The sequence below is a fragment of the Candidatus Omnitrophota bacterium genome, assembly GCA_023819145.1.
GTDB lineage: Bacteria > Omnitrophota > Gorgyraeia > DTHP01 > DTHP01 > JBFWKV01.
Genome location: JAMWCW010000001.1, coordinates 165,910 through 178,890 on the forward strand (window position 1 = coordinate 165,910; position 12,981 = coordinate 178,890).

The 12,981-nt window shown below is 36.7% G+C and carries 11 protein-coding genes; 9 read left to right on the forward strand and 2 right to left on the reverse strand.

Translation table 11 applies throughout. The features are described from left to right. The 6 genes from NC818_00650 (at position 1) to NC818_00675 (ending at position 7,723) form a co-directional block, all read left to right on the forward strand. Complete coding sequence (locus tag NC818_00650; GenBank protein ID MCM8783276.1) at positions 1–2,268, forward strand: DNA translocase FtsK; 2,268 nt, start codon at positions 1–3, stop codon at positions 2,266–2,268. 25 nt (positions 2,269–2,293) lie between these two features. Next, complete coding sequence (locus NC818_00655) at positions 2,294–3,004, forward strand: DUF4115 domain-containing protein (GenBank protein ID MCM8783277.1); 711 nt, start codon at positions 2,294–2,296, stop codon at positions 3,002–3,004. An 18-nt stretch (positions 3,005–3,022) separates the two neighbouring features. Next, the gene (gene rimO, locus NC818_00660) at positions 3,023–4,369 is read left to right on the forward strand and encodes a 30S ribosomal protein S12 methylthiotransferase RimO (GenBank protein ID MCM8783278.1); all 1,347 of its coding nucleotides are present in this window, start codon (positions 3,023–3,025) and stop codon (positions 4,367–4,369) included. A gap of 51 nt (positions 4,370–4,420) precedes the next feature. Continuing rightward, positions 4,421–5,011, forward strand: coding sequence for a CDP-diacylglycerol--glycerol-3-phosphate 3-phosphatidyltransferase (pgsA, locus tag NC818_00665; GenBank protein MCM8783279.1), 591 nt, complete (start codon positions 4,421–4,423; stop codon positions 5,009–5,011). Between the two features lie 107 nt (positions 5,012–5,118). Then, the gene (locus NC818_00670; GenBank protein ID MCM8783280.1) at positions 5,119–6,954 is read left to right on the forward strand and encodes a SpoIIE family protein phosphatase; all 1,836 of its coding nucleotides are present in this window, start codon (positions 5,119–5,121) and stop codon (positions 6,952–6,954) included. After that, positions 6,914–7,723 carry a hypothetical protein gene (locus tag NC818_00675; protein ID MCM8783281.1) on the forward strand — a complete coding sequence of 270 codons (810 nt, stop codon included), beginning with the start codon at positions 6,914–6,916 and terminating at the stop codon, positions 7,721–7,723. The genes NC818_00670 and NC818_00675 overlap by 41 nt, the downstream gene beginning before the upstream one ends. On the opposite strand, the gene thpR is transcribed toward NC818_00675, so the two are convergent. Both thpR and NC818_00685 read right to left on the reverse strand, forming a co-directional pair. Further along, positions 7,700–8,266, reverse strand: a complete 567-nt coding sequence (thpR, locus tag NC818_00680) for an RNA 2',3'-cyclic phosphodiesterase (GenBank protein ID MCM8783282.1) — start codon at positions 8,264–8,266, stop codon at positions 7,700–7,702. The two genes, NC818_00675 and thpR, sit on opposite strands and share 24 nt — an antisense overlap. A gap of 102 nt (positions 8,267–8,368) precedes the next feature. Then, positions 8,369–9,619 (reverse strand): competence/damage-inducible protein A, encoded by a 1,251-nt coding sequence (locus tag NC818_00685; GenBank protein MCM8783283.1) that lies wholly within the window; start codon positions 9,617–9,619, stop codon positions 8,369–8,371. A 161-nt stretch (positions 9,620–9,780) separates the two neighbouring features. Here NC818_00685 and recA point away from each other — a divergent pair, with 161 nt between their 5' ends. From recA to NC818_00700, 3 genes are all read left to right on the forward strand, one after another. Further along, complete coding sequence (gene recA / locus NC818_00690; protein MCM8783284.1) at positions 9,781–10,809, forward strand: recombinase RecA; 1,029 nt, start codon at positions 9,781–9,783, stop codon at positions 10,807–10,809. A 178-nt stretch (positions 10,810–10,987) separates the two neighbouring features. Then, positions 10,988–12,469, forward strand: a complete 1,482-nt coding sequence (locus tag NC818_00695; protein ID MCM8783285.1) for a Do family serine endopeptidase — start codon at positions 10,988–10,990, stop codon at positions 12,467–12,469. Between the two features lie 9 nt (positions 12,470–12,478). Continuing rightward, on the forward strand, positions 12,479–12,937 hold the full coding sequence (locus NC818_00700) for a recombination regulator RecX (GenBank protein MCM8783286.1): 459 nt from the start codon (positions 12,479–12,481) through the stop codon (positions 12,935–12,937). Positions 12,938–12,981 lie beyond the last annotated feature (44 nt).

A 12,981-nucleotide genomic window follows, 5' to 3' on the forward strand; every position in this document is an offset into this window, starting at 1 on the left:
ATGCAGAGAGAGAAATGGGAAGAGATTTTAGGAGTTATATTTCTGGCTATCGGTATTATCATTCTTTTTAGTTTCATTTCTTACACTACTGATGATTTATCTTTTTACACCTCCTCACCCAATATACCCCCGCGTAATTTTATACGTATTTTTGGTGCGATTTTTTCAGGAATAGTTTTCTTTCTCTTCGGTTATGCAGGATATTTTATTCCGCTTTTCTTTATCGCTTGGGCGGTAAAAAAGTTCTTGCATCTTTCTCCCGAAAGAATAAAATTAAAAATTTTTAGTTTAATTATTTCAGGACTGGTTTTGTCAGGAATTTTTTCAATGATGGGGCTGGAGAAAACAGCCAAATTCAAAATGGGGGGATTTATTGGACACCATATCTCTCTTTTTCTCTTAAATTATTTTGGTAGATTAGGGGCATGGATAATTTTAATGACTTTGGGACTACTCTCTATCATATTGGTTACGGACATTCTCCTCACCCCCTACATTGCCGGTTTTAGAGAGTGGTTTGTGGAGAGTATAGGTTTTTTTAAAAAATCAAGTTTTAAAATACTGCGTAGAGAGAAGAAAATAGATAAAGGAATAAAGGGATATGGAAGAGAAAAAGAAGAATCAATTTCTCTTGTAAATGAGAAAAAATGGGCAGAGACCTTGGATAAGCCTCCGGAGATTAATATTACCCCCTCGGTGACGCGCCCAAGAGAGGAACCTAAGGAAGTAAAAAATATTTCTCATCAAGAAAAGTATTTAAAAGAAGAGAGAAGTTCCCAGTTTGTTCTTCCTTCCTTTGACCTTCTGGAATCTCCTCCTCCCATTGAAGAGCGGGAGATCAAAGAAGACCTTGAAGAAAATTCACGTATCTTAGAGGAAACTTTACGTGATTTTAGTATTGAGGCAAAAGTCGTAAGAGTAGAACGTGGTCCGGTGGTTACTCTTTATGAACTTCAACCTGCTCCCGGAGTAAAGATTAATAAGATTGTTTCTCTAAGTGACGATATCGCTTTGGTGATGAAGGCTTCCAGTGTAAGGGTGGTAGCACCGCTTCCCGGAAGAGGGACAGTAGGAGTAGAAGTTCCTAATTCTCTTACTACTCTTGTATATCTAAGGGATATTCTTGAGGTTAAAGAGTTTAGGAACGCTAATTCCAAATTAGCTATTGCTTTAGGAAAAGATATATCGGGAAATCCTTTAATAAGCAATCTCCAGGACATGCCTCATCTCCTTATTGCTGGGGCAACCGGCTCAGGAAAGACAGTTTGTGTCAATACCATTATTATGAGTATACTTTTTAGAGCCACTCCTTACGATGTCCGTTTTATTCTTATTGACCCAAAGATGGTAGAGTTGGCGATGTTTAATGGGCTACCCCACCTCCTTTCTCCCGTGGTAACCGATGCTAAAAAGACCGCCTTGGTTCTTTCCTGGTTAGTAGAAGAGATGGAGTGGAGATATCGTATATTTGCCAGATTAGGAGTACGTAATATTGAAGGGTATAATGAAAAAATTGACCAAGGAGTAAAACTTTCTGCAGAAGATTTTGATGAAGAATTGGCTAATGATTTTCATACGATAGATTTTGACAAACATATGCCTTATATCGTTACAGTGATTGATGAATTGGCTGACCTTATGGTCGTAGCTTCTCGGGAGATAGAAGAAGCGATTACACGCCTTGCCCATCTTTCGCGTGCTGTAGGGATACATCTTATCTTAGCCACACAGAGACCTTCGGTAGATGTAGTTACGGGAGTAATCAAGGCAAATTTTCCTGCGCGTATCTCTTTCCGCGTTGCCTCCAAAGTAGATTCGCGCACTGTTCTTGATATGAATGGTGCAGATAAACTTTTGGGTAAAGGGGATATGCTTTTTCTGAGACCGGGGACTTCTAAGCCCATCCGTGCTCAGGGGAGTTTAGTTTCCGATAGGGAAATAGAGAGGGTTGTGGAGTTTTTGAAAAAACAAGCTCCTCCTGCCTATAATGAATTTTTATTGAAGGATGCAGAAAAAAGAACATTTGGGTTAGGGAAGGACAAAGATGAGTTATATGATGAGGCGGTTAAAGTGGTATTAGAAACAGGGCAGGCTTCTGCTTCTATTCTTCAGCGCAGATTACGTCTTGGTTTTACACGTGCAGCTAGACTTATCGATATGATGGAAGAAGAAGGTATTGTCGGACCTTATAGAGGGGCAAAACCGAGGGAAATACTGGTTAATAAAGAGGAATTAACGAGAGACCCCAATATTAAAGAACAAACATAATGGTAGTAAGTTTTAGATTAGAGCGATGATAAACATTGGTGAAACATTAAGAAAGAAACGTGAAAGCAAGAAATTAACCTTGGAATCTGTCTATCAGGCTACGCGTATTCCTCCCCATATTCTTTCTCATTTAGAAAAAGAAGAGTTTGATAAATTAGCAGGTGTTTTGTATGTAAAAGGTTTTTTAAAAAAATATGCCGAATTTTTAGGTCTGAATAGTAGCGAAATAGTTAATACCTATCTTTCTTCTCTTTCTCAAACCGAACCTCCTTCTGTTACCCCCGTTGCTTCTTCTAAAGAGGTGTTTTCCATATTCAAGAATAAGGGAATTATCAGAAAAATAATTGTAGGCCTCGTTCTAGTTATTGCAGTGTTTCTTCTTTTTAAAACTATCAGTTTTTCTAAGAAAATATCGGCGATGAGAAAAGAAAAAAAGATTTCTCTGAAGGAGAAACCCGCTGAGAGTCTTTTTATCCCCAAGAAGGAGGCGTTAATCTTAAAGATTAAAGCCAAGAAGGATACATGGATACAGCTCAAGGCAGATGGGAAGATTGTTTTTCAGCACATCTTGAAAACAGGTACTGAAGACTCCTGGAATGCGAAAGAAAATTTTGAACTCTGGGTAGGTGAAGCGAAAAATCTTACTCTTTTCCTTAATGAGAAGCCTTTGGAGATTAAAGGTGAAGGGGTGCAAAAGGGCATTCTCATTGACCATGCAGGGCTACATAGAGAATAGTTTCCCTCCTTTGTTAACATGAAAAAACTCAAAGTATATCTTTTAAGTTTAGGTTGCGCTAGAAATCTTATCGACTCAGAAATTATCTTGGGTATTTTAAACGATAAAGGTTTTAGAATAGTTAACCAGCCTAAAGACGTAGATTTAGCAATTGTCAATTCCTGTGCTTTTATAAAAGAGGCTAAGGAAGAGTCGATTGAAACAATTCTGGAATTTATTGAACTTAAGAAGGAAGGAGTTATCCAAAGATTATGGGTTATTGGTTGTCTTTACCAGCGCTATGATGAGGAGTTAAAGAAAGAGTTACCTGAAGTGGACGGTTTTTTAGGAGTAGAAGCGTGGAAACATAACTTAGAGGAGATGATAGAAAATTTAGTAAACCCCAGTTCACAAAGAGTTAAGTTTAAGATTCCTCGAATGAAGAGTAAACGAGGATTTAGGTCTTTGAGGTTTAGGCTTACCCCTTCCCACTATGCTTACATAAAATTAAGCGAAGGTTGTGATAACTTTTGTAGTTATTGTATCATTCCTAAAATCAGAGGCTCCTTGCGTTCCCGTCCGCTGGAGGAGATTATTAAAGAAGTAAAGAGTTTGGCGAGAGGGCATTTATTGAAGGAAATAAATCTGGTGGCTCAAGATACCACTCTTTACGGTAAGGACCTTTATGGAACGCCTACACTTCTTGCCTTGCTAAAGGAACTGGTAAAGATAAAATCTATCTCTTGGATAAGGATACTCTATATGCATCCTGCCCACATAACTGATGAATTGATTGAGTTTATTGCAGAGAATGAAAAAATATGTCGCTATATAGATATGCCTATTCAACACATCTCTAATAGAATATTGGCAAGGATGGGAAGAAAGATTTCAAAAGCGCAAATTTATCAACTTATAGATCGTCTGAGAAGAAAGATTAAGAATGTTGCTTTGAGGACTTCCATTATAGTTGGATTCCCTGGAGAAAAAGAAGCAGATTTTCAGGAATTAGTTAAATTTGTTCAAGAGGTTAAATTTGAACATTTGGGTGTTTTTGTTTATTCCAAAGAAGAAGACACTCACGCCTATAATTTTCCAGAGCAGGTTCATGAGAAAATAAAAAGGGAGCGTTATAACTATCTTTTAGAAATACAGAAAGAAATTTCTTTAGAGATTCTCAAGGGTTATATAGGGAAAAGCATAAAGGTGCTTATCGATGAGAAGCTTCCCGAGGATAGTTTTACCTTCTTAGGAAGGACTGAATATGATGCTCCCGAAGTAGATGGGGGTGTAATTATTAGGGATAAGAGTTTGAAGCCGGGAGAATTTATAAAAGCAAAGGTCATTGATACCTGGGAATATGATTTACTGGCACAGAAAATATAGATTTCTGTTTGTGAAAATCGTTTATACATAAAGGAATTTTTTGTTTTCAAGATGAATCTACCCAATATTCTTACCATTCTGCGGGTTTTACTTACTTTCATTTTTATGTATTTTCTTTTCTTGCCGGGAATCTTTGCCAAATTGATGGCGATCTTTATCTTTTTTCTAGCAAGTCTTACAGATTATTGGGATGGGTATTTAGCGCGGAAGAATAATTTAGTTACAAACTTTGGTAAACTTATGGACCCCGTAGCAGATAAAATTCTTGTTTTGGCGGCATTTATTGCTTTTGTAGAGATGGGGTTAATGTTCTCCTGGATGGCAATGATTATTGTGGGAAGGGAATTATTGGTTACAGGAATCAGAATCTTGGTGATGATGAATGGGACAGTAATTCCTGCAATGCGCGCCGGTAAGCATAAGGCGGTATCTCAGTTCTTTACAATCATTACCGTCCTCTTATTTCTCTTTGTTCGTGAATTGTTGATAGGCAAGAACTTATGGAACAGTTTCTGGGAGGGTGCTTTTAACCATACGGTTTTTTGGTTATTTTTCTTTGTTACCTTTGTGACTTTGCTTTCCGGGATAAGCTTTCTTTATCATCACCGTTTTTATCTATCCCGGATAATTAATAAAGAATAATGTTCAGAAAATAGATTAAATTTACAATTTTTTCATACTTTTTAAAACTTGACGATTTGGTGGTGTTGTGTTATATATTTAATAAGTAAAAGAGAGGAGTTCTGGTGATGGCCAAAGTTATGAGAAAATCACAGAAAATTTGCATAAGAATTTTAAGCTTGGGATTCTTTATTTTAATATTTTCTTCTTTATTAGGTTGGCATGACTCAATAGAGTTAAAAATCTATGATTTCTTTCTAAAGTTTAGGCCTAAAGGAAATTCTTCTAATTCCCTCATTATTTTAGAGGTAGAGGAAGAGGTAAGAGAAGATGGACTCTGGCCATGGAAAAAGGAGTGGCTACCTTATTTGGTAAATTACTTGAGCGGTTTGGGAGTAAAAGCAATACTTGTGGATTCATCATTGAAGAAATATATAGATTTTGAGCATCCTTTTTTGAAATCTCCCCCCACCAAAACTCAAATATTTTATCCGCAAGAAAATTCTTTGGATTTTGAAGACAGAGATTTAATTCTTGACCAGGATGGAAAAATACGTAGATATCGATTGTTTTTAGAAGGGAAAAAATCTTTAGTCCTTCAAACTTACCTATCCTATATGGAAGAGGACTTAAGCTTTCCTTTCCATAAAGAGTTTTTGATAAACTACGATAAAAATAAATATTCAGGGGTTGAGAGGTATACATATTTTAATTTAGTAATCTCTATTTTCTTATCTTCCCGACAAGAATCTCCTAAAATAGATTTCTCTCGTTTTAAGGACAAAATTTGTATAATTGGTATGGCTCCGGTGGTAGTAAACAAATCTTATCCTACACCTTTTAATTTAACTTCTCCCTTAGAGATTCGTCTGCAGGTTCTTGATAGTCTTCTAAGAAGCAAATTCTTACACCGGGCTAATAGATGGGGAAATACCGGAATTCTTTTGCTTTTATCTTTATTAAGTACTGTGGTGTTTCTAAAAGTAAGGCGTTCCCGAAGATTTCTTTTTGTCTTTCTTTTTATTCTTTCTTATTTAGCGATTTCTTTTATAGTATTTTATCTTTTGGGATTTTGGATGGATAATTTTCTTCCCGCTTTTTCTTCTTTTTATATTTTCCTGGCTATCACTATTTATCGCTATAGTGCCGAAATAATGCTTAAAAAAGAGGAAAAGAAAAAAGAACTGGCTTGGAAATTGAAGCAAGAAACATTTATTAACAACAATTTAGTAACCAAGGACGTAGAAATAGTTATTAAGACATCCTTTAGTCATGAGGCAGAAGGAGATTTTTTTGATATTATTAAACTTGAGGATAATCAGATTGGGGTTTTGTTAGGCAGGGCATCGGGTAAAGGATTGGAGACAGTTAACTACATTACGAAATTAGTAAATGAGTTTCGTCTCCAGGCTCCTTTATGTAAAAGGCCACGCATATTATTCAATGCGGTAAATAATATTCTTTTTGCGGAAGGAACAAAAGGAATGTATGCTACTTGTTTATATCTTTTAGTTGATATGGAAAAAAGGATTTTAAGTTTTGCTAATGCAGGACATGAACCTTTAATTATGGCTTCCGAAGGCAAACAGGAGATAAATCTATATGAAGCTTTAGATTCTACTCCTTTAGGTATTGCTAAGAATGTAGGATTTTTTGACCAGGAAGTGGGATTGAATAAAGGTGATTTAGTTGTTGGTTTTACCGCGGGCGTTGTAGAGATAAGAAACAGAGAGGGTAAAGAGTTTGGTATAAACAATTTGAAGGATATCATTAACCAGTATCGGACTTGGAATGTGGCAAAGTTGGGAAATAAAGTTTTTGAGAAGATTCATCGTTTCAGTCAAAGCCAAGGTGCTCATAGTGAATTTAGTCTTTTGCTCCTAAAGGTTAAGGAAGAAGTAGTTAAAGAAAAGGAAACGGTCCATGAAAGAAGAAAAACGCTTGTTCAACAGATGGTTAAATAATAAAAATGGCTTTCGTATTGACAGTGGTAATAAAGAAAGAATTAGCCAACTGTTGATAGAAGGCATTGCTAATCTGGAGAGGGGATTGCGCGTTTTAGACCGTAATCTCATCCTTACCAAGAGACCTTTAGATATTCTTGCGGTAGACCTCTTAGGAGAATTGGTGATAATAGAATTGGAAGTAGGGGATGATGAAACGGTAATTCTTCGTGCCCTAGAACACTTTGACTGGATTCTTAATAATATAAATTCTATAGTCCAGAAATACAATAAAGATAAAATTGATATAACTCTTGCACCCAGAATAATAATTGTAGGAGGTAATTTTGGCGAGGATTTTATCCGGAAACTCAGCTATGTCAACACTACAAAGATTGAACTCTATGAGTATGAACTTAAGAATGAAGATGGTATTTCCCACCTTATTCTAAGACCATATGCTTTGTCTGTTTCCGTACAGAAGAATATCGAAATAAGTAAACCACGGTTTGAAGATTTAATTAATTCCATTAAAATTTTATCCTTAAGGCAATTGTGCCATAGAATTATTAGGGAATTGCGAAACATAAATATAGATGCTACTGTAGATACATCACGGGGATTTATAGAAATGCAAGAAAAAGGAAAGATTTTGCTCCGTGTCTATCCTCAGACCGATTTCTTCTGGGTAAGTTTTTCTTCCCATGGTAGATGGCAAGGGATTAAAGTTGATGAGGTCAAGAAAGGTGAAGAGATTATTCGGAGATTAAGAGAAGGGGAATTCAACTAATTTGGTATAGATAGGGCCCAAAGAGGTAAGCTCACTTTTAAAAAGAAATATTTTATCGACAATAAGGTTATTTTCTGTCCGAAAATTAATTCTCTCCTCAAAAATCTTTTTTAATTTATCTTTATTTTTAAAAGACCTTAATCTCCCTAAGGTAAGATGGCAGGAATATGGTTTTTTTTCTTTCGGAAAACCTCTTTGTACTAAACATTTTTCTATCTTTTCAGCCAAGAGAGTTAAGTTTTCCTTGCCCTTTTCTATCCCTACCCAGATAACACGGGGAAAGTCCAATTTTGGAAAAGCGCCGAGTCTAAAAAAATTTATTTCAAAAGGATTTGTGTCCTGGATGTTTTTCTCGAGAACCTCTTTTATCTCTCTAAGCTCCTTTTCTTCGGTGTTTCCTAAAAATTTTAGCGTAAGATGCATGTTCTTGGGGTCAACCCACTTTACATCTGCGTCAGATTTTTTCAACTCATTTTGCAATTGAGAAAATTCTTTGCGTAAAGGTTCAGGGATTTCTATGGCGATAAAGGTTCGTATACCCATTTTTAAAAATAGTAAATGTCAAATATTCATGATAAAAAACTTGGGGGTTAGGTAGATATTTTCATTGTTAACGGTTACCATAAGATTAATCAATGAGCAATATTACTTGGTTTTTGTATTTAGTAAGCGTTTTCTTACCATTTCCAAAGCTGCTTGTGATGTTTTCAGTTTTATATCTAACCTGTCTCCGATAAAGCGAAATTCTTGGACCATCGTTTTATCTTCTGTAGATAGGGCAATATAGACCAAACCCACCGGTTTCTGGTAAGAACCTCCTTTAGGACCCGCGATTCCTGTAACTCCTAACCCGATGTCTACTTTTGCTATTTTACGGACATTTTTTGCCATGATTTCTGCTACTTCTTTACTTACCGCGCCATATTTTTCTAAAATTTTCTCAGGGACTTTAAGTAATTTAATCTTCTCTTGATTGGAATAAGCGACTATTCCTAAAACAAAATACTGCGAACTTCCAGAGATATTTGTAAGACGGTTGGCAATCAGTCCTCCAGTGCAAGACTCCGCTACCGCCAGAGTTTTTTTATTTTTGGCTAAAAATTTTCCCACCACTTCCTCCAAGGTTTCTTTATCTTTCCCAAAGACATAATTTGGGAGACGGCTTTTGATAATTTTCTCAATTTTAGCAATCTTTCTTAAAGCCTCTTTCTTGTTTTTTGCTTTGGCAGTAATTTTTAAATCTATCTCTGCAGGATGAGCATATATGCCTACGGTTAAAGGAGGTTTTGATTCCAAAAGGTCTTTTATACTTTCCGCAATTTCTGATTCGCAGAGACCAGTAAGTTTTAAAGTTTTGCTGAAGATAATTTCTTTTGTCTTGGTTTTATCTTTTAAGAAAGGAATAATTTTCTTTTCAAACATCGGTTTTAATTCTAAAGGAGGGCCAGGTAAAGCAACGATAAATTTCTTATCTTTATCCAATATAAAACCAGGAGCAGTTCCTATGCTATTTTCCAAAATATGAGAGTTTTCAGGAACATATGCTTGACGTTTGTTACTGGGAGGAGTTTTTAACCCGCGCTTTTTGAAATGTGCTTCTATCCTTGAAAGAATTTCTTCATTGAATATAAGTTTACATTTAAAAGTTTTGGCAATGGTAGCAACAGTAATGTCATCTACTGTAGGACCAAGACCACCGGTGGTAATGATTATCTCCGAACGTCTAAAAGCTTGTTTCAAAAGAAAAGAGAGTCTTTTGGGATTGTCGCCTACGGTTGATTGATAGTAAACATCTATTCCCAACTGCGCCAGTTTCTCAGCTAAATAGGCAGCGTTGGTATTAATAAGTTGACCTAAGAGTAATTCTGTGCCGATAGAGATAATTTCTGCCTTCATTTAACTCTAAAGTATAGAATAGATTTCAACAAAAAACAACCAGATTTTTCTTTACAAGATAAAATAGAGGGGATATAATTTAATAAATCAAATTTTATTATTAGTTTAGCAAGAAAATAAGCATAAAACAAATTGTTATTAGATGAACAAAAGGAGGCAATATGGCAGAAATAAAAGCTAAAGAAGAAAAAAAAGAGGTAAAGACAGAGAAGGACCGTGCTTTAGATTTAGCCCTTGCGCAGATTGAGAAACAATTTGGTAAAGGTTCTATTATGCGCTTGGGTCAGGAGACAAAATTAGAAGTTGCTTTTATTCCTACGGGGTCGATAGCTCTTGACTATGCCTTAGGTATCGGCGGTGTTCCGCGAGGAAGAGTAGTAGAAATTTTTGGTCCTGAATCTTCAGGTAAAACTACACTTGCTTTAAGCATTATTAGTCAGACACAGCGCACAGGAGGGGTGGCCGCTTTTATCGATGCGGAACATGCTCTCGACCCCACCTACGCAAAAAAAGTGGGGGTAAATCTGGATGATTTGTTGATTTCTCAGCCCGATACAGGAGAGCAGGCTTTAGAGATTGCCGAAACTTTGGTGCGTTCCAATGCGGTAGATGTTATTGTGATTGATTCGGTAGCAGCACTGGTTCCCCGCGCGGAGATCGAAGGCGAAATGGGGGACCAACTTGTTGGCCTACAGGCAAGACTTATGTCCCAGGCAATGCGTAAGCTTACTGCTGCCATTAGCAAGTCCAAGACGTGTGTTATTTTTATTAACCAAATAAGAGAAAAGATTGGGATTATGTTTGGTAATCCTGAGACTACTCCGGGAGGAAGGGCTTTGAAATTTTATGCTTCCGTGAGAATAGATTTGAGGAGACAAGAAACTATAAAATCAGGTGATAATATTTTGGGGAGTAGGGTTAAGGCAAAGGTGGTGAAGAATAAAGTTGCTCCTCCTTTTCATGAGGCAAGTTTTGATATCTACTATGAAGAGGGAATCTCTAAAGAGAGTGGAATTATTGATTTAGGTACAGAACTTGGGATAATTGAAAAATCAGGTGCTTGGCTGGTGTATGGAGATAAGAAATTAGGTCAAGGTAAGGATAATGCGCGGATTTTTTTGAAAGAAAATGCCAAAGTTTCCCAAGAAATTGAGACAAAGATAAGAGAGCGGATAGAAGCTACTTCTTGATAAAATCAGCCACTGGGCAACAAGTCTAATTAAATTAATTTTGTAGGTCGTAATCTAGTAGTCAATGACCCAAAAATTAAGAATAAATTTTATGTTTTGTAATTTGCATTTTGTTTTTTGGAGGTATTCAAGATTCAGGATTGTTTGTCTATAACTTGGATTGAAAGGAGGGTGGAGGATGAAGGTAAATTTAAATAAAAAGACTTTTGCCGGAATTTTAATGATGGGATTGATTGTAGGATTAATTAGTGGGGTTATTATTACCGCGAGATTCAATTTTACGCCACAGAGCCAAGCTCTTTCTCAGGGAGAGACAGGTGATATTCTAAACGCTTTAGAGAGTGCTTTCATCAAAGTTGCCGAAGAGGTAGGACCTGCGGTAGTAAGTATTAGCACAGAAACTACCGAGGTGATGAAAGGAGGAGATTTCTTTTTTGGACCTTTTGGAAATGATTTCTTTGATGATTTCTTTAAGGAGTTTTTCGGAGAGGTTCCACGGAGAAAATTCAAGCGTATGGGAATTGGGTCGGGAGTAATTGTGCATAAAGACGGTTATATTCTTACCAATCAGCATGTGATTGAAGGGGCGCAAAAGATTATGGTTACTTTGCCTGATGGTAGAGAATTTAAAGGCGAAGTTAAGGGAGTGGATGCACGAGGAGACCTGGCGGTGATTAAGATTAGTGCCCATAATCTTCCGGTGGCAAAATTAGGAAATTCTGATGGAGTTAAAATTGGACAGTGGTCAATTGCTATTGGTAATCCTTTTGGATTTGCAATTAATAATCCTAAACCGACTGTAACTATAGGAGTGGTTAGTGCTTTAAATCGTTCCCTACCGCGCACCAGTCGGCGTGACCGTCTCTATACAGGGTTGATCCAGACCGATGCTGCCATTAATCCAGGCAATAGCGGAGGCCCTCTAGTTAACATCAAAGGAGAGGTAATTGGTATCAATGTCGCTATATTTTCTACCAGTGGTGGATTTCAAGGGGTGGGGTTTGCTATTCCTATAAATACTGCCAAAGCGGTCTTACAGAATTTAATTGAAGGTAAAAAAATCTCTTATGGTTGGTTAGGAGTGAACATTCAAGATATCGACGAAAAGATTATGGATTATATGGAATTGACAGATAGAGAAGGAGTGATTATTGCCGAGGTTTTACCTGAAACTCCTGCAGAAAAAGCAGGTTTAAAGGAAGGAGATATTATAAAAACTTATGAAGGGGAAAAGATTAAGGATACCAATGATTTGTTGGTCAAGGTGGGATATACTCCTATAGGCAAGAAAATAAAATTGGGTATAATCCGAGATAAAAAAGAAATAAATATCGAAGTAGTGGTGGGAGAAAGACCGGAAGAATTTGAAACTGCAAAAGGTAAGGCTTCTGCTGGGAGTTGGAGGGGGATGGAAGTGGAGACTTTAACTTCTGAGGAAGCAAAGCGGAGGAATTTGGGAATATCACGGGGAGTGATTATTGTTAAAGTTGAAGAAGATAGCCCTGCAGAAGAAGCAGGTCTTAGTGAAGGTGACGTAATTTTATCCATTAACAATATCCCCATCAAAAATGTGGAGGATTATCAGAAAGTGATCGATTCTGTCAAGGGAGATTGTTTGGTTCGGACGCAAAGAGGATTTGTGGTTTTGAAGGAGAAATAGCTTTATTTAATGGAACAAGACAAAGCAAGAAGTTATGCGCTCCGTTTGCTTAAATATCGTCCACGCACAAGGAAAGAGATTTTAGAAAGGCTTAGGAAGAAGAATTTTTCTTCGGAATCGATAGAAAAGACAATTCAGGATTTAACAGATTTGGGTTTAATTGACGATAGAGCGTTTGTAAAGTTTTGGATTAACTGGAGAAAAGAAGTTAATCCGCGCAGTAAGAACTTTGTTTTGTGGGAGCTTCGTCAAAAAGGTATCTCGCCAGATTTGATTGAAGAAGAGATAAAGGCGATAAGTTCAGAAGTAGACTTTCTACAGGCAAAAGAACTGGCAAAAAGGCGGTTTGAAAAATTTAAATATCTCACACCTGATAAAGCCAAACGTCGTATATACGGGTATCTTCAAAGAAGGGGTTTCGCTCAAGAGGTGATTTTTGAGGTAATAAAGACGATATTCAAAAGTTAAGAGGATTTTCCCTCTTAATTTGCTATCGTATTTTTCGTAAAGTA